At 68.3% G+C, this 17267-nt stretch carries 15 protein-coding genes and 3 pseudogenes; 3 read left to right on the forward strand and 15 right to left on the reverse strand.

All coding sequences use genetic code 11. From position 1 onward, the window contains the following. The 4 genes and pseudogenes from xylB to CLG85_RS25155 all read right to left on the reverse strand — a co-directional run. The coding region (gene xylB, locus CLG85_RS25140; RefSeq protein WP_260350223.1) for a xylulokinase at window positions 1-1182 on the reverse strand (1182 nt) is incomplete at its 3' end. Window positions 1183-1252: 70 nt separating this feature from the next. Beyond that, window positions 1253-1886: pseudogene (locus CLG85_RS25145) on the reverse strand (ATP-binding cassette domain-containing protein). Then, window positions 1879-3567: an ABC transporter permease gene (locus tag CLG85_RS25150; RefSeq protein WP_260350224.1), complete on the reverse strand. Its 1689-nt coding sequence runs from the start codon at window positions 3565-3567 to the stop codon at window positions 1879-1881. Before CLG85_RS25150 ends, CLG85_RS25145 begins: the two are co-directional and overlap by 8 nt. Further along, window positions 3568-4785, reverse strand: a complete 1218-nt coding sequence (locus tag CLG85_RS25155; RefSeq protein ID WP_095881577.1) for an ABC transporter substrate-binding protein — start codon at window positions 4783-4785, stop codon at window positions 3568-3570. A 193-nt stretch (window positions 4786-4978) separates the two neighbouring features. Here CLG85_RS25155 and CLG85_RS25160 point away from each other — a divergent pair, with 193 nt between their 5' ends. Then, window positions 4979-5572, forward strand: a complete 594-nt coding sequence (locus CLG85_RS25160; RefSeq protein ID WP_095881567.1) for an SAM-dependent methyltransferase — start codon at window positions 4979-4981, stop codon at window positions 5570-5572. A 12-nt stretch (window positions 5573-5584) separates the two neighbouring features. Here the strand turns inward: CLG85_RS25160 and gph are convergent, their stop codons facing one another. From gph to coxB, 11 genes and pseudogenes are all read right to left on the reverse strand, one after another. Next, window positions 5585-6250 carry a phosphoglycolate phosphatase gene (gene gph / locus CLG85_RS25165; RefSeq protein WP_095881568.1) on the reverse strand — a complete coding sequence of 222 codons (666 nt, stop codon included), beginning with the start codon at window positions 6248-6250 and terminating at the stop codon, window positions 5585-5587. 130 nt (window positions 6251-6380) lie between these two features. Further along, complete coding sequence (locus tag CLG85_RS25170) at window positions 6381-7214, reverse strand: MBL fold metallo-hydrolase (RefSeq protein WP_095881569.1); 834 nt, start codon at window positions 7212-7214, stop codon at window positions 6381-6383. A gap of 130 nt (window positions 7215-7344) precedes the next feature. Beyond that, the gene (locus tag CLG85_RS25175) at window positions 7345-7929 is read right to left on the reverse strand and encodes a GNAT family N-acetyltransferase (protein ID WP_095881570.1); all 585 of its coding nucleotides are present in this window, start codon (window positions 7927-7929) and stop codon (window positions 7345-7347) included. Next, window positions 7929-9191 (reverse strand): M16 family metallopeptidase, encoded by a 1263-nt coding sequence (locus CLG85_RS25180; RefSeq protein ID WP_095881571.1) that lies wholly within the window; start codon window positions 9189-9191, stop codon window positions 7929-7931. Before CLG85_RS25180 ends, CLG85_RS25175 begins: the two co-directional genes overlap by 1 nt. Continuing rightward, window positions 9188-10576 (reverse strand): threonine synthase, encoded by a 1389-nt coding sequence (thrC, locus tag CLG85_RS25185; RefSeq protein ID WP_095881578.1) that lies wholly within the window; start codon window positions 10574-10576, stop codon window positions 9188-9190. Before thrC ends, CLG85_RS25180 begins: the two co-directional genes overlap by 4 nt. Window positions 10577-10590: 14 nt before the next feature. Next, a pseudogene (locus CLG85_RS25190) lies at window positions 10591-11281 on the reverse strand (SURF1 family protein). A gap of 331 nt (window positions 11282-11612) precedes the next feature. After that, window positions 11613-12413 carry a cytochrome c oxidase subunit 3 gene (locus CLG85_RS25195; RefSeq protein WP_095881573.1) on the reverse strand — a complete coding sequence of 267 codons (801 nt, stop codon included), beginning with the start codon at window positions 12411-12413 and terminating at the stop codon, window positions 11613-11615. 25 nt (window positions 12414-12438) lie between these two features. After that, a complete protein-coding gene (locus CLG85_RS25200) occupies window positions 12439-13023 on the reverse strand; it encodes a cytochrome c oxidase assembly protein (RefSeq protein WP_095881574.1) in 585 nt (194 codons plus the stop codon). Beyond that, window positions 13013-13192, reverse strand: a complete 180-nt coding sequence (locus CLG85_RS25205; protein ID WP_095881575.1) for a cytochrome c oxidase system small membrane protein — start codon at window positions 13190-13192, stop codon at window positions 13013-13015. Before CLG85_RS25205 ends, CLG85_RS25200 begins: the two co-directional genes overlap by 11 nt. Continuing rightward, complete coding sequence (cyoE, locus tag CLG85_RS25210; protein ID WP_095881576.1) at window positions 13192-14154, reverse strand: heme o synthase; 963 nt, start codon at window positions 14152-14154, stop codon at window positions 13192-13194. Before cyoE ends, CLG85_RS25205 begins: the two co-directional genes overlap by 1 nt. 67 nt (window positions 14155-14221) lie before the next feature. Continuing rightward, window positions 14222-15127 carry a cytochrome c oxidase subunit II gene (gene coxB / locus CLG85_RS25215; protein WP_224843887.1) on the reverse strand — a complete coding sequence of 302 codons (906 nt, stop codon included), beginning with the start codon at window positions 15125-15127 and terminating at the stop codon, window positions 14222-14224. A 186-nt stretch (window positions 15128-15313) separates the two neighbouring features. On the opposite strand from coxB, the gene tldD reads away from it, so the two are divergent. Together tldD and CLG85_RS25225 are read left to right on the forward strand one after the other, a co-directional pair. Further along, on the forward strand, window positions 15314-16735 hold the full coding sequence (gene tldD / locus CLG85_RS25220; RefSeq protein WP_224843884.1) for a metalloprotease TldD: 1422 nt from the start codon (window positions 15314-15316) through the stop codon (window positions 16733-16735). Window positions 16736-16881: 146 nt separating this feature from the next. Then, window positions 16882-17267 (forward strand): annotated as a pseudogene (locus CLG85_RS25225) (DNA-processing protein DprA); the annotation flags it as partial.

Genomic DNA, 17267 nt, shown 5'->3' on the forward strand with positions numbered 1-17267 from the left:
CGAGCGCGGCAGCGGCGCCAGCCCCTGCGCGGCCGGGCCGAAGCTGCGCACCGCGTCGGCGAAGCAGAAAGCCACTGCCTCGACCACCGCGCGCATCATCGCGGCGCGGGAGGTGCTGTCCTCGAGCCCGAAGAAGCCGCCGCGGATGTGCGGGTCGCCATGCGGGCTGCGCTCGCCGGTGAGATAGGGCAGAAAGAGCGGCACGCGGGTCTCGGGCACCTCCGCCGCCTCCTGCAGCAGCGCGCCGATCTCGGCTCCGGAGACCCCGGCGAACCAGGCCATCGGGCGGGCACCGTTGAGCATCGCGGCCATCTGGTACCAGCGCCCGGGCAAGGTATGGGCGAAGGCATGCACGAAGGCGCCGGGGTTCGGGCGGTAGTCATTGCCCGCCAGCAGGAACTGCCCGGAGGTGCCGAGCGAGATGAGCCCGGTGCCATCCTCCACGGCGCCGACGGCCACCGCGCCGGTCGCCGCGTCGCCGCCGCCGGTGACGATTTGCACCTTGGGCGACAGGCCGAGGTCGGCGGCGACTTGCGGGAGGATTTGTCCCGCGACCTGCGCGCCCTCCAGCACCGGCGGCAGCCAGCCCGGGTTGGTGGCGGAGGCGGCGCAGAGCGCGCCCGACCAGCACCGCCGCGACTGGTCGAACCAGAGCGTTCCGGCCGCGTCCGAAGGGTCGGTGGCGTAGCCGCCGTGCAGGCACAGGCCGAGGTAGTCCTTGGGCAGCAGCACATGGGCGATGCGGGCGTGGGTCTCGGGCTCGTGCCGGGCCAGCCAGAGCAGCTTCGGGGCGGTGAAGCCCGGCAGCGGCGGGACACCGGCACGAGTGCCGATCCCCGGCAGCGCCTCCTGCAGCAGGCCGCATTCGGCATGGGCGCGGCCGTCGTTCCAAAGCATTGCCGGTCGCAGCACGTCGCCGGCGGCGTCCAGCAGCACCGCGCCGTGCATCTGGCCGGAGAGGGCGATGGCCCTGATGCTCCGGCGCTCGGCCTCGGGCAGGGGCGTGACGAGCTCGGCGAGCACCGCGCGCGCCGCCTGCCACCAGTCCCCGGGGGTTTGTTCCGACGCATAGGGCATGGGCGAGGCAGTGGTGAGCGCGCGGCGGGCCTCGGCGCGGGGCCTGCCTGCCTCGCAGAGCAGGCCGATCACCGAGCTTGTGCCGAGGTCCAGTCCGATCTCCAAGCTGCGTCTCCTCCCGCGAACCCCTTTTGGCGCAACCTTTTCGCGGATCGGCGCAGGCCGCAAGGGGGGGTCAGCCAAGGGTGATGATCCGCCCGCCGGCGGACTCGGCATCCTCGGGGTCGTGGGTCACCAGCAGTACCGGCAGTCCCTGCGCCCGCGCCCGCTCGAAGACCAGCGCGCGGATTTGTCCGCGGCGGGTCGCGTCGAGCTTGGAGAAGGGCTCGTCGAGCAGCAGTGCGCGGGGCCCGGCCAGCAGCATGCGCATCAGCGCGACGCGCGCCTTCTGCCCGCCCGAGAGTGTGGCCGGATCGCGCTTGGCGAAGCCCTCTAGGCCGATGTCGCGCAGAGCGGCGTCGATCTTCTCGCGGCGGGCTTTGCCGCGCAGTCTTGGCGGAAGGCCGAAGCCGAGGTTGCCGCCGACCGAGAGGTGGGGAAACAGCAGCTCGTCCTGGAACAGGATGCCGGTGCGGCGCTGCTCGGGCGGCAGGTGGGTGATCTCGGTGCCATCCAGCACGATCCGCCCCGAAAGCGTGAACCCGGGCGCCAGCGTGCCGATGATCGACGCCAGCAGCGTGGACTTGCCCGAGCCGGAGGGGCCCATGACGGTCAGCACCTCGCCCGGCGCGACGGTTGCGTCAAGCGACAGCAGGGGGGGCGCCGTGATGGGCGATGCGCAAGCGGTCGAAGATCAGCCCCTCAGCCATGCCGCATCCCCCGCCGGTTGCGCCAGGCCAGCGCCGGGATCAGCAGCGCAAGCGCGAAGGGCAGGAAGGCCGCACCGGTCTGCGCGAGCGCGGTGACGCCGATGATCCGCCGGTCGCCGCCAGAGGCGAGGGCGAGCGCCTCGGTGGTCAGGGTCGGCACGCGGCCGCCGCCGATGAACAGGGTCGGCAGGTATTGCCCGACGCTCACCGCGGCGCTGACCGCGGCAGCGGTGAGGCAGGGGCGCAGCAACAAGGGCAGGCGCACGCGCCAGAAGGTGGCGCTCGGGCCGCGTCCCAGCGCGTGGGCAACGGCGGCGTAGCGCGGATCGAGCGCGCGGTAGGGATCCGAGAGCGACAGGAAGGCATAGGGCAGCACGAAGACCACATGCACGGCGATCACCGCCGCCAGCGTGCCGTCGAGTCCGGAGAGCAGCCCGGCCACCTGCAGCCCCGGCAGGAAGGCGATCTGGGGCACGAGCAGCGGCAGGTAAAGCAGCCAAAGCGCCCGGGTGCCGGGCCGCAGCCCGTGGCGCTGCTCGGCCTCGAGACAGGCGGTCGTGAGGATCATGGCGATGCCGGAAGACATGGCGGCGATCAGCAGCGTCCGTCCGAAGAGCGCCAGCATCTCGGGTCCGTGACGCATCCAGCTGCGCAGGGTCCATCCCTGTGGCAGCATTTCGGGGAAGCGCCAGAGCCCGGCGACGGACCAGATTGCCAGCCCGATGAGACCCAGCAGCACCAGTGCCGCCGAGAGCGCGCCGAAGCCGAGGCCCAGAGCGCGCAGCGGCCCTTCGCCGTGGCCGCGTCCTCCGGCGGTCAACCAGCGCGCCGAGAGGCGCGAGAGGGCGATCTCTCCGCCGCGCCAGAGCAGCAGCCCGGCCACGGTCAGGGCCAGCAGCAGCAGCGCCCCGGCGGCGGCGCGGAAGCGCATCGCGAGGTCGGGGTCGTTCATCCATTTAAGCACCTGCACCGCCAGCGGCGGAGGGGTGCCCGGCCCGAGGATCATCGCCACGTCGACCACCGAGACCGAGAATGCCAATACCGCGTAGACCGGCAGGCGGATCTGCGGGTAGAGGCGCGGCAGGATCACCTTGAACCATGCAGTAACGCGCCCGTAGCCGAGCGCCTGCGCGGTGGCGAGGCTCTGCGCCGGGCGCAGCGCGGGCAGGGCGGCGAGGGTCATCAGCAGCAGGAAGGGCATCTCCTTCACCACCAGCCCGGCAATCAGCGACAAGCCGAAGGGGTCCTGCAGGATCAGGATATCCGGCGGGCGGTCCCATCCCAGCGGCATTGCCAGTAGCCGGGCGATCCAGCCCGAGGGGGCGATGAGGAAGGCCAGCCCGAAGGCGGCCGCGGCATGGGGCACCGACAAGAGCGGCGAGAGGGCGCGCTCGAGCGCGGTGAAGGCTCGAGTCCCCTGCCATCCGGCGCAGATCAGCACCGTTAGCGCCAGCGAGACCAGCGTGGCCGCGAGCCCGGTGAAGAGCGACAGGCCCACCGCCCGCGGCAGGCCCGGCCAGCCAAACAAGGCGCGGAAAGGCTCAAGGCTGACCTCGGTCCCGCCAAGCGCTGGCATCAAACCGAAGGCGGGTGCCAGCGTACCTGCCAGCCCCGCCGTCACCGGCCCGAGCAGCGCCAGCAGGGTCAGGGCCGGTGCCGCGCGGGTCAGCGAGAGGGCCACTCAGGGCGCCACGCCGTAGCGCGCGGTCCAGTCTTCCTCGAGCTTTTCCATCCAGGACGGATGCGGTTCGGGCAGGGTAGGGCCCAGCTCCTCGGGCGTCAGCGTGGCGATGCCCACGGGAATCTCGTCGAAGAGCCGCACCTGATCGTCCGACAGCCTGCCCATCGCCAGCACGGTGCCGAAGCCCAGCTCGTCGGGGCTGGCCATACGGGCCTGCGCCTGCGGCGAGAGCAGCAGGTTGGCGATCACCATGGCCCCCGCCTTGGCATTGGCGTTGTAGGGGATGGCGACGAAGCTGGCGTTGCCCAGAGAGCCGCCCTCGAGCACGAAGCTGCGCACGGTGTCGGGCAGCTGGAAGTTGGCGATGGCGTTGGAGGCGGCGTTGGGATTGAACTCGAAGCCGATATCGATCTCGCTGTCGGCCATCAGCTGGATCATCCGCTGGGCGTTCTGCGGATAGGCCTTGCCCTGCCGCCAGAGGTTGGGCGTCAGCGCATCGAGCCAGTCCCAGAGCGGGGCGGTGGCGGCGGCGTAGTCGGCCTCGTCGACCGGCTGCGACAGGGCAGCCGCGTCCGGCGTTACCTCGATCAGCGCCTGTTTGAGGAAGGTCGAGCCGAGGAAGTCGGGCGGTTGCGGGTAGGTGAAGCGGCCGGGGTTCTGCGCCGCCCAGTCTGCAAGTGCCGCCATGCTGCGCGGCGGCTCTGGCAGGCGGGTGGTGTCGTGGTAGAAGACCAGCTGCGCCATGCCCCAGGGGCTTTCCAGCCCCTCGGTCGGCACGGTGAAATCGGCGGTCAACGCGGCATTGGCACTGGGGTCGGTCAGCTGCCAGTTCGGCAGATCCTCGGACCACGGCCCGAAGAGCAGCCCCTGCCGCTTCATCGCCGCGAAGTTCTCGCCGTTGATCCAGATGAGATCGATGGCGCCGCCCGCGTCCTTGCCCGCAGTTTTCTCGGCGAGCACCCGGCTCACCGCCTCGGCGGTATCCGACAGCTTCACGTGTTCGAGCGTCACGCCGTACTCGTCCTGCGCCAGATCGCCGATCCAGTCGATGAAGGCGTTGACGTTCTCGGCCCCGCCCCAGGCGTTCCAGTAGACGGTCTGCCCCTCTGCCTCGGCCAAGACGGCCTCCCAGTCGGCGGGCTCCGCCTCGGCGAGGGCAAGGGTGGGGGGTGTGATGGTGAGGGCGGCGGCAAGGCCGAGCGGCAGCCAGTTGCGCATCGAGCGGCGGATCATCGCGCGGGTCTTTCCTGCTGTGCCGCAATCTGCGGCGCTTTCGTGTTATAGGGAGTCATGTTTTCGCAAGCGCGCCGCCCCTGGGTCAATGACAAAAGGGTGTGAACGATTGCCGCGTGCTTGTCGCCTTCGGGCGCCTTTCTATCTGAACCGTATGTATTTTTGAGGAGCATCGCCCATGTGGGACGAACGATATGCCGTCGAGGATTACGTGTATGGAACCGAGCCTTCGGGGGTTCTGATCCGCCGCAACCACTGGCTGAAGGCGGGCGCGCGGGCGCTCTGCGTCGCCGATGGCGAGGGGCGCAACTCTGTCTACCTAGCCAAGCAGGGGCTCAAGGTCAGCGCCTTTGATGGCGCGGCGCCCGCGGTCGAAAAGGCGCGGCGGCTGGCCGCCGAGCGCGGGGTCGAGGTCGACTACGCGGTGCAGGACGTCTTCGACTGGTCCTGGCCGGTGGCGGAATTCGATCTCGTCGTCGGCATCTTCATCCAGTTCGTCGGCGCCGAGGGGCGCGCGATGCTCTTCGACAAGATGAAGGCGGCGCTGAAACCCGGAGGGGTGATGCTGCTGCATGGCTATACGCCGCAGCAGTTGCGATATGGCACCGGCGGGCCGGGCGTGGCCGAGAACCTCTATACCGCGGGGATGCTCCGCAAGGCCTTTGCCGACATGCAGGTGCAGGTGCTCGAGGACTACGAGCTCAACATCCAGGAGGGTCGCGGCCACAACGGGCGCTCGGCGCTGATCGACATGATCGCCGTCAAGCGCTGAGCGCCCCGCGGCTCAGGCCTCCAGCGCGCCGAAGTGCTGCGCCACGATGCCGGGAAGCTGGTCCCAATGGTCGAAGGCATAGGCGTGCGGCAGATCCTCGACCGGGGATTTGCGGTAGCCTTCGGTGAAGAGAACGAAGGGCAGGCCGGCGCGCTCTGCGGTCTCGGCATCGACCTCGCTGTCGCCGACGTAGAGCCCCGGCCCGCCCAGATCATGCATGACCTTGATCAGCGGCGCGGGGTCGGGCTTGCGCACCGGCAGCGTGTCGGCGCTGGCGACGGCGCGCAGGTGGCGGTCGAGCCCGAAATGCTTCAGCGCGATATGGGTCGGGGCCTCGGGCTTGTTGGTGCAGAGCCCCATGGCGCAGCCGAGCAGCTCGAGTCGCGCCAGCGCGTCGATCACCCCGGGGTAAAGCACCGTCAGCGCCGGATCGCGTTCGTACTCGCGCATGAACTTGCCCAGAAGCCGCGGATGCGCTTCGGGATCGTCTGCGAGCCCCACGCTTTCGACCACCCGCTCGATGAGCACCGAGGCGCCCTTGCCGATGAAGCTGCGGGCCTGATCGAAGGTGATCTCGGGCAGTCCCTCGCTGCGCAGTACGACATTGGCGGCGCGGTGCAGGTCGGGGGCGCTGTCGATCAGCGTGCCGTCGAGATCGAAAACCACGGATTTCAGCATGTTGCTTGGCCTGCGGCGGAGAGGGGGCGAGAGAGGGGCATGGTGCGGGGCTCCTGTATTGGCGCCGCGGGAGGGCGGCGCGCGGCCATACTGGCGTCGCCCGGGGGCGACGTCCAGCACGACAGGAGTCTCATTCGCTGAGCCATTCGGGCGGCAGCACCATGACCGTCGGCTGCGGGGGCAGGTCGCTCAGGCCGATGATCAGCTCGGAGCTGTCGCGGCGCTCGACCGGGAATGTGTCCGACACGTCGGCGATGAAGCGCTCCAGCGAGGCACCCGAGAACCAATGCATCGGCAGGATCACCGAGCTGCGCAACCTCTCGACCACGCGCTCCATGTCCTCGAGCGGCATGGTCATGCCGCCGTCCACCGGGACCATAAGCACGTCGATCCGGCCAAGCGCGGCGTATTGCTCGGCGCTCGGCTCGTGGTGGAGGTGGCCGAGATGGCCGATGCAGAGCCCTTCGACCTCGAAGACGAAGATCGAGTTGCCGTTTTCCTCGGTGCCGCCATAGGCCGAGCGGATGTCGGTCGAGACATTGCGCACCAGCATCTCGCCGAGGTCGAGGTGATGCTCAATGCCCTCGCCGAACGGTCCCCAGCCCTCGAGGATATGCGGGATCGCCGGATCGGGATTGGCGGTCCAGTGGCTGGTGTGGGCGTGGTTCATGGTGACCACGTCGGGGATCATCGGCACGTTCCCGATGTAGCCGGTGAAATCGGTCACCGCGTCCAGCCCGCCGCGGGTCTGGATCAGGAACGAGGCATGTGAGAGGTACTGGATGCGCACCGAATACTCGGGCACCGGATCGGTCCATGCGGCCTTGTGCAGGTAGGGCACGCCGGGCGCGGCGTCGGCGATGGCGATGCAATGGGAGGCGCGGCGTTGCTGCGCCTCGGCGGGCAGGGAGGCACTCAGCAGCGGGATGAGCGCGGCGGCGGAGACAAGGGCAGGGCGCGGCATGGCGGGGCTCCTTTCGGGAAGCAGCCTAAGCCGGGATCGCCCGTCGCGGGGCTAAAATTTACGTGGGGTGCGCTTTGGGCTTCGCGCGAATGCGCTCCACCGCTTGAAATCCCGGCGATGTGCCGCTCCTTCAGCCGACCTGCGTCCGCCCGCGCCGGTCGAGCCGCAGCGCGCTGTAGAGCACGTGCGTGCGCCAGCGGCCGTTGATCTGCAGGTAGCTCTGCGCCACGCCCTCGTATTTGAAGCCGGAGCTTTCCAGCAACCCGCGCGAGGCGACGTTCTCGGGCAGGCAGGCGGCCTCGATGCGGCTGAGATCCATCGCGGTGAAGGCGTGGTGGACCAGCGCCGCGATCGCCTCGCGCATGTAGCCGTGGCGGGAAAAGGGCTGTCCCGTCCAGTAGCCGAGCGTGCCCGACTGGGCCGGGCCGCGGCGGATATTGTCGAGGGTGATCGCCCCGACCAGCACCTGATCCTCGCGCCGGATGACGAAAAGCGGGACGGCCGAGCCCGCGTTGATCGAGCGCTGCGCCCAGTAGACGCGGTTGGTGAAGGCGCGCCGCGACAGGTGATCCTCCGCCCAGGAAGGCTCCCAGGGTGTCAGGTAATCCTTGCTCTGCAACCGCAGCGCGACCCAGGCGTTGAAATCGCCATGGAGCGGCGGGCGCAGGATCAGGCGCTCGCTGTCGAGCCTGAACTTCCGCCGCCGTCCCAGCATCAGGCGGCCCGCTGTGCCTGAAGCTCGTCGAGCCCCGGCGCGCTGCCGACCGGCCCGTAGAGCGCCAGCGCCGCGGGGGCCTCGGCGGCGATCGTCTCGGCGAAATCGCGCACGTCGCCGGTGGTGACATTGTCGATCTTCTCGACGGTCTCCTCGATCGGCGGCACCTCGCCCCAGATCTGCACCATGCGCGCCATGCGCTCGGCGCGGGAGGACGAGCTCTCCAGCCCCATGAGCAGCCCGGCCTTCATCTGCGCGCGGGCGCGGGCGACCTCTTCGGGGGACATGTCCTCGGCGGCGCGCTTCATCTCGTCAATGGTCAGCCGTGCCAGCTCGTCGACTTCCTCTCCCGAAGTGCCGGCGTAGATCGTGGCAAGGCCGGTTTCGTCATAGGCGCCGGTCTGGGCAAAGATCGTGTAGCAGAGCCCGCGCTTCTCGCGGATCTCCTGGAACAGCCGCGAGGACATCCCGCCCCCGAGCGCGATCGAGTAAATCTGCGCGGTGTAGAAGGCGGGGTCGCGGTAGCCCGGCCCCTCGAAGGCCAGCGCCAGATGCGCCTGTTCGAGCGACTTTTCGCGGCGGAACTCGCCGCCGGTGAAGCGGGCGTTCTCGGCGCCCGGGGCCTGCCGCGGCGCCATGTGGCCGAACAGCCCTTCGGCTTGTGCCACCAGCGCCTCGTGATCGACCGCGCCGGCGGCCGACAGGATCATCTGGCCCGGGCCGTAGTGCTCGTCGACGAAGGCTGCGAGATCGTCGCGTCCGAAGGACTTCACGTTGGTCGCTTCGCCGAGGATCGTGCGCCCGAGCGCCTGGTCGGTGTAGGCGCGTTCCTGCAGCCAGTCGAAGATCACGTCGTCCGGCGTGTCGAGCGCCTGGCCGATCTCCTGCAGGATTACGTGACGCTCGGTCTCGATTTCCTTGGGCTCGAAGATCGGGTTCATCAGGATGTCGCCGATCACGTCCATGGCGAGCCGCGTGTCATTCTCCAGCACGCGGGCGTAATAGGCAGTTACCTCGCGCGAGGTATAGGCGTTGATATAGCCGCCCACGTCCTCGATCGCCTCGGCGATCTGCAGTGCGTTGCGGGTCTTGGTGCCCTTGAACGCCATATGCTCGAGGAAATGCGCGATGCCGTTCTGCTCGAGCCGCTCGTTGCGGCCACCGGCGGTGACCCAGATGCCGAGCGAGGCGGATTGCAGGCTGGGAACGCGCTCCGAGACGATGCGGAATCCGTTCTTCAGGGTTGTGAGTTGCACGGTCACTTGGAGATACGCTCCCGGATGAGGGTTTCGAGTGCCGCCAGATCGTTGGGCACGCGGGTGACGCGCTCGGGGCGGTCGAAGAGGTCGGCCATGCGCGCCGGCAGGGGCGGGCGAATGCCGCTGGCCTTCTCGACGGCGTCGGGGAATTTCGCCGGATGCGCGGTGGCAAGGGTGATCATCGGCACCGAGGGGGTGCGGTGCTGCTCTGCCACCTTCACGCCGATGGCGGAGTGCGGGCACAGCAGCTCGCCCATGGTCTCGCGCGCCTGCGCGATGGTGGCCAGCGTTTCTTCTTCCGAGGCGCGGCCGCTCTCGAAATGCTCGCGCAATGCCTGCAGCGCGCCCTGGCTCACGTGGAAGCCGCCCGCCTTCAGCTCGTCCATCAGCTGCGCCACGGCGACGCCGTCGCGACCGTAGGCGTCGAAGAGCGCGCGCTCGAAGTTGCTGCTCACCTGGATGTCCATCGAGGGGCTGATCGACGGGTGCACCTCCGAGGTCTGGTAGTCGCCGGTCGACAGGCAGCGGTGCAGGATGTCGTTCTGGTTGGTCGCCACCACCAGCCGGTCGATCGGCAGCCCCATCTTCTTGGCGATGTAGCCCGCGAAGATGTCGCCGAAGTTGCCGGTCGGCACGGTGAAGCTGACCTTGCGGTCCGGCGCGCCGAGCGAGACCGCCGACGAGAAGTAGTAGACCACCTGCGCCAGCACGCGGGCCCAGTTGATCGAGTTCACGCCCGCCAGCCGCACCTCGTCGCGGAAGGTGAAGTCATTGAACATGTCCTTGAGCTTGGACTGGCAGTCGTCGAAATGCCCGTCGAGCGCCAGCGCGTGGACGTTGGCCTCGGGCGGCGTGGTCATCTGGCGGCGCTGCACCTCCGAGACGCGGCCATGCGGGAAGAGGATGAAGACATCCACCGCGTCGAGCCCCTTGAAGGCCTCGATCGCCGCCGAGCCGGTGTCGCCCGAGGTGGCGCCGACGATGGTCACGCGCTCGCCGCGGCGGGTCAGCGCTTCCTGGAAGAGCTGGCCGATGAGCTGCATGGCGAAGTCCTTGAACGCCAGCGTCGGGCCGTGGAACAGCTCCAGCAGGAAATGGTTGGGCGCCAGCTGCACCATCGGTGCGCGGGCGTTGTGGCCGAAACCGGCATAGGCCTTGGAGATCAGATCCCCGAAGGTCTCGTCGCTGAAGCTGTCGCCGACAAAGGGGCGCATGACGCGAAAGGCGACTTCCTCGTACGACAGGCCGTTCAGGGCGCGGATGTCGCCGGGGGTCATCACCGGCACGGTCTCGGGCACGTAGAGGCCGCCGTCACGGGCGAGGCCGGAGAGCATGGCCTCTTCGAAGCTGAGCGCCGGGGCTTTGCCACGGGTCGAGATGTAGCGGATAGGGCTCATGGGGCTCAGGCCTTTCCTGTCTTGGACTGCCGGCGGATGTAATAGCCGGTCATGATCAGCCACACCACGGCCAGAGAGAACCAGGTGATGGCATATTGCAGGTGATCGTTCGGGATGCCGCTGGGGCTGACTGGCAGCGGCTGGATCTTGGGGTCGGCGGGGTCGATCTCGCGCGCCACGACGAGCAGCGGCTCGGTCTGCAGCACCTCTGCCATGGCGCCGATGTCGCGGGCGAACCAGATGTTCGCCTTGAGGTCGTTCTCCGGCGTCGAGCTGTTGCGGTCGTCCGGCCAGTGCAGGTTGCCGGTCACGGTGACCGTCCCGGTGCTGCGCGCGGCGTCCTTGTTTGCATCGGCGGTGAAGCCGCGGTCGAGCAGCAGCAGGCGCGGCCCCCCCCGGCGCGCCCTCGACCCTGAAGGGCGAGATGATCCGGTAACCCGCGCCGACCTGCTTCTGGCTGACCAGCACGCGGATCTCGCCGGGCAGGATCTCTCCCTGCAAGGCAACGGGCTGGTAGCGCTGTTCCTCGGGCGAGATCATTTGGGGCAGGGGTTCGGCCGGGCCGGAAATGCGCGCCTCGATCTCGGCCAGAACGGCCTCTTTCCACTCGAGCCGGCGCAGCTGCCAGCTGCCCAGAGAGACCAGGATCCCGGCGCCGATCAGGCCAAAGAGGAGGGGAGCGAGGTAGCGGGTCAAGTAGGTCCGGGTCCGGCTTTTCGGTCGAGGGGCGGGGCGCCTGCGCGTCCTGCCTGCTTTAGCGCCTCTGCGCAGGGCACATCAAGGCGCGATTGAGCGGGAAGGCATGTGCAGGGGGGGCCGCGGCGGATGGCTGGGGGCTCCGCCCCCGGCGCTGCGCGCCTCCCCCGGGATATTTAAGCCCAGAAGAAATGCCGCTTCGGGGCTTCTTCTCTTTCCAAATACGCCCGCCGGAGGCTGCCCCGGGCAGCGCGGCGGCGGGCAGATGCGAAACGCCCGCCGGAAGCGGCGGGCGTCTGCGGTCCCGAGGGACGAAGCGTGCAGGCCGGGCTCAGCCGCCCCAGATGTAGACCGAGGCGAAGAGGAAGAGCCACACCACGTCGACGAAGTGCCAGTACCAGGCGGCGGCCTCGAAACCGATGTGCTTGGTTGGCGTGAAGTCGCCCTTCATCAGCCGCAGCAGGCAGACGAAGAGGAAGATCGTGCCGATGATCACATGGGTGCCGTGGAAGCCCGTCGCCATGAAGAAGTTGGCGCCGTAGATGTTGCCCGAGAAGCCGAAGGCGGCGTGGCTGTACTCGTAGGCCTGGAAGACCGTGAAAAGCACGCCGAGCGCGATGCCGATGGTCAGGCCCCACTTCATGTCCTGGCGGTTGTTCTCATGCACAAGCGCATGGTGCGCCCAGGTCACCGCGGCGCCCGAGCAGAGCAGGATCAGCGTGTTGATCAGCGGCAGGTGCCAGGGATCGAAGGTCTCGATCCCCGCGGGCGGCCAGACGCCGTCGACCGCGGGGGAATTCGGGCCCATCGGGTAGAGGGCGTGTTTGAAGAACGACCAGAACCAGGCGAAGAAGAACATTACCTCGGACATGATGAACAGGATGAAGCCGTATTTCAGGCCGATCTGCACCACCGGGGTATGGTCGCCCACGCGGCTTTCCGCGATCACGTCCGACCACCAGCCGAACATGGTGTAGAGCACCCCGACGAAGCCGGCGAGGAAGATCCACGGCCCGTGGTCATGCATCCAAAGCACCGCGCCGAACAGCATGACGAAGGCGGAGGCCGAGCCGATCAGCGGCCAGGCTGATGGGGGCAGGATGTGGTAGTCGTGGTTCTTTGCATGCGCCATCTCGATTCCCTCGTTGGTCAGGCGGTCAGTTCACGGAGCTCGTGTCCGCTTCTTCCTTGGCAAGAGCGGCCTGCGTCTCCTCTGGCAGGTCGATCTCGTAGAATGTGTAGCTGAGCGTGATGTGCTTGGCGAACTTCGCGTCGGGATCGTTGACGATCTCGGGGTCGACGTAGAAGCTCACCGGCATTTCCACCCGCTCGCCGGGCATCAGCACCTGCTCGGTGAAGCAGAAGCATTCGATCTTGCTGAAATAGGCGCCCGCGTCATAGGGGGCCACGTTGTAGGCGGCTTGCCCGGCGATGGGGCGGTCGGTGGGGTTGTAGGCCTCGTAGAAGGCCAGCCCGTCCTCGCCAATGCGCAGCGTCATCTCGGTCTGCATCGGCTTGAATTCCCAGGGGAAGCCGCGATCCTTCGAGGCATCGAAGCGGATCTTGATGGTGCGGTCGAGGATCTGCGAGGATTCCCCGGTGGCGACATTGGTGGTGCCGCCGTAGCCGGTGACCCGGCAGAACCAGTTGTAGAATGGCACCGCTGTCCAGGCCATGGCGCCCATGAAGACCACCACGCCGATCAGCGACCAGAGGGTTTTGGTGGTCCCCTTAGTTGCCATTCTGGACCTGTCCCTGTTCCGGCGCATTGGCAGCGCCGAAGTCGCCCGAGCCGATCTTGACGATGGTCAGCCCGAAGACGATGGCGATGAAGGCGGCGAGCGTCAGGCCCACGCCGATGTTGCGGCCGCGGCGGCGCTGGTGCAGCTCGTGTTCGTGCGCGATGCCCATCAGAAGGCTCCCAGCAGGTCGATGCCGAAACGGGCCAGCCCCGCCTCGACCAGGATCGCGCCGAAATGCGCGAAGAGGTAGAGCAGCGAGAGCTTGAAGAAGCTCTTTTCGGTCTTGAAGTTGTCCGCCTCGGACATGGTCTCGTCGCGGCGGAAGATGTCCCAGGCGCCCTTGAGGAAGAGCACGTTCAGCACCAGCGCGACGGCCAGGTAGATCGGCCCGCCCACCGAGGTGAAGCCGGTGCCGATGGCCAGCGCGGCCAGCAGGATGGTGTAGACGAGGATATGCTTGCGGGTCGAGCGGCGGCCGTGGGTCACGGTCAGCATCGGCACCTTCGCATCGTCGTAATCGGAGCGCATGAACAGCGCGAGAGCCCAGAAGTGCGGCGGGGTCCACATGAAGGTCAGGCAGAACATCAGCACGGCCTCGACGCTGACCGATCCGGTCGCGGCGGCCCAGCCGATCATCGGCGGGAAGGCGCCCGCGGCGCCGCCGATGACGATGTTCTGCGGTGTCGAGCGCTTCAGCCACATGGTGTAGACCACCACGTAGAAGAAGATGGTGAAGGCCAGCAGCCCGCCCGCCAGGGCGTTGGTGGCCAGCGCCAGGAAGACGCAGGAGAAACCCGAGAGTGCGAGGCCGATGGCCAGCGCCTCGCCCGGTTGCACGCGGCCCGAAGGGATCGGGCGCTTGGCAGTGCGCTTCATCACCGCGTCGATATCGGCGTCCCACCACATGTTCAGCGCGCCCGAGGCACCGCCGCCCACGGCGATGAAGAGGATCGCGCAGAAACCGATGAAGGGATGAACCGGGACCGGAGCGGCCAGCAGGCCGACGAAGGCGGTGAAGACCACCAGCGTCATGACGCGCGGCTTGAGCAGGGCGAAATAGTCGCCGAACTGCGCGTCGTACTCCGACGCGCGGGCTGCCTGGGCTGCGGGATTGGTGGTGAGGTCGCTCATCTTGGTCTCGATTCAGGTCTTGGAAACGCGCCCTCCTCCTCGGGGCGCGCCTCCCTAGTGTAAAGTATTACGACGCGGCGAGGAACTGGCGCACGTCGACGTAGCCGCCCTCGTCCTGCGAGGCGGCGAGCCAAGCGTCATAGGCCTCCTGGCTGACCACCTTGACGGTGATCGGCATGTAGGCGTGGCTGATGCCGCAAAGCTCGGAGCACTGGCCGAAGAACACGCCTTCGCGCTCGGGCTTGAACCAAAGCTCGGCGATGCGGCCCGGCACGGCGTCCTGCTTCACGCCGAAGGCAGGGATGGTCCAGGAGTGGATCACGTCGGCGCCGGTCACCTGCATGACCACGGTCTTGCCCACCGGGACGACCACAGAGGTGTCGGTGGCCAGCAGGAACTCGCTGTCATTGTAGCCGGCTTCGTGGAGCTGGGTCGACACGTCGGTGCTGAAGCGGTTGTCGCCGCCGGTCGCGGGCGCGCCGATCATGTAGCCTTCGTAGGCGAGATCGGTGCCGACGTACTCGTAGCCCCAGTACCACTGGTAGCCGGTGACCTTGATCACCACGTCGCCCTCGGGGATTTCCTGCTGCTTGAACAGCACCGGCAGGGAGAAGGCGCCGATCACCACGAGGATCACGATCGGACCCAGGGTCCAGGCAATCTCCAGTGGCGAGTTGTGGGTGAAGCTCTTGGGGCTGGGGTTGGCCTTGCTGTTGTAGCGCAGCACGGCGAAGGCCAGCAGCGCGACAACCAGGATGCAGATCGCGGTGATGATGACGAGCAGCATCCCGTCGAGCCATTGAAGATCGCGTGCCAGCTCGGTCGAGGCGGGCTGGAAGCCCATGCCGCCGGCCTGCGGGTGGCCGACCAGCTCCAGCGAGTCCTGCGCCAGGGCAGGCGCCGCCTGCACAGCGGCGAGGGCTGCGGCGAGGGTGCCGGTGGCGCGGCCCTTCAGCATCGATAGTTTACGCATGTATCACCTGATCCGGTTGTCATTCTTCTCTGCGGACAGGAGGATTCACCCCCGAGCCGCCGCCCGAAGAGCCTCCTCCCTGTTGTTGTGGACTTTAAAAAGCACATTGCGCCCATCAAATAAAGATGAACGCTTGCGGCAAAAGCGCACTTTTTTGATCCAGATCAAATCTAAAAGGATGACCACATGAGCGAAAGCCCCTTCCGGCCCTTTGAAACGGCCCTCGATCTGGACCGCACACTGGGGCAGCTGCGTAACGCTGTCGCGGGGGCGGATGACGGCGAATTGTTCCTCGAACGCCGCCGCGGCGAGGCCCTCGTGCTTGATGACGGGCGAATCAGGACCGCCAGCTACGACGCCTCCGAGGGCTTCGGCCTGCGTGCGGTGCGCGGCGAGGTGGCGGGCTATGCCCATTCCACCGAGATCTCCGAACAGGCGATCGCCCGCGCCGTCGAGACCGCCCGGCTGGCGGTCGGCGATGGCGGCGGCGTGCTGGCGCCGCCGCCCGCGGGCACCAACCGCAAGCTCTACACCGATGCCGATCCGATCGCCGGGCACAGCTTCTCGGTGAAGCTCGAGACCCTGCGCGAGATCGACGCCTTCGCCCGCGACCTCGATGCGCGTGTGGTGCAGGTCACCGCCACCATCGCCGCCTCCTGCCAGGAGGTTGCGATCCTGCGGCCCGAGGGCGGTCTGGTGTCGGACGTGCGTCCGATGACCCGGGTCACCGTCTCGGTCATCGTCGAGGAGAACGGCCGCCGCGAGCAGGGCGCCGCCTCGGGCGGCGGGCGCTACCTGCTGGACGGGCTGCTGGAACCGTCGTCCTGGCAGGCACAGGCGCGCGAGGCGTTGCGGGTCGCGCTGGTGAACCTCAACGCCGAGGATGCGCCGGCGGGCGTCATGGACATCGTGCTCGGGCCGGGCTGGCCGGGCATCCTGCTGCACGAGGCGGTGGGCCACGGGCTCGAGGGCGACTTCAACCGCAAGGGCAGCTCGGCCTTCGCCGGGCTCATGGGTCAGCGCGTCGCCGCGCCCGGGGTCACCGTGGTGGACGACGGCACGATGCCGGACCGCCGCGGCTCGATCACGGTGGACGACGAGGGCACGCCCTCGGCGCGCAACGTGCTGATCGAGGACGGCATCCTCGTGGGCTACATGCAGGACCGGCAGAACGCCCGGCTGATGGGGGTCGCCGCCACCGGCAACGGCCGCCGCGAGAGCTATGCCCATGCGCCGATGCCGCGGATGACCAACACCATCATGGAAGGCGGCGCCGCCGACCCCGCTGACATCGTCGCGGATCTCAAGGACGGCATCTGGGCCGTCGGCTTCGGCGGCGGGCAGGTGGACATCACCAACGGCAAGTTTGTCTTCTCCTGCACCGAGGCCTACCGCGTGAAGAACGGCAAGGTCGGGGCTCCGGTCAAGGGCGCGACTCTGATCGGCGACGGGGCGACCGCGCTGCAGCACGTGCGGGCGCTCGGCAATGACATGGCGCTTGATCCTGGCATGGGCAACTGCGGCAAGCAGGGGCAATGGGTGCCGGTGGGCGTCGGCCAGCCGACGGTGATGATCGGCGGGCTGACCGTGGGGGGCGCCGGCAGCTGAGCCCCGGCGCGGCACCTTGTGAGGCGAGGGGCGCTGCCCCTCGCACTCCCCGGGATATTTGCGCCTAGAAGAACGGGCGGGGCTGCGCTTCATGCTTGCTTAACCAGTCATCGGGTAAAGAGGATCTCGCAAGAGGCGGGATCAGGATGACCGGGCCCAGACAGACTTCCAACCACCCCCCACTCCCACCCACCACGGAAGCCGACCGGCTGGACTGGCTCCGTCTCTTGCGCTCTCGCCGGGTGGGACCATCGACCTTCTGGCGGCTCCTGTCGGAACATGGCTCTGCCGCGGAGGGGCTGGCGGCACTGCCACGTGTGGCGGCAGAGGCCGGGGTCGAGGGCTACAGGACCTGTCCCGAAGGCGTGGTCTTGGCCGAGATCGAGGCCGGCGCGCGCGCTGGCGCGCGATTGGTGTTTCGCGGCGGGCCGGACTACCCGCCGGGGCTTGCAGAGATGGAGGACGCGCCGCCGCTGCTCTGGGCATGCGGGCAGGGGGCGCTGCTGCGGCCGGACCACCGTTGCGCTGGTGG

The sequence above is a fragment of the Alloyangia mangrovi genome (genome assembly GCF_002300555.2).
Taxonomy (GTDB): Bacteria; Pseudomonadota; Alphaproteobacteria; order Rhodobacterales; family Rhodobacteraceae; genus Salipiger; species Salipiger mangrovi.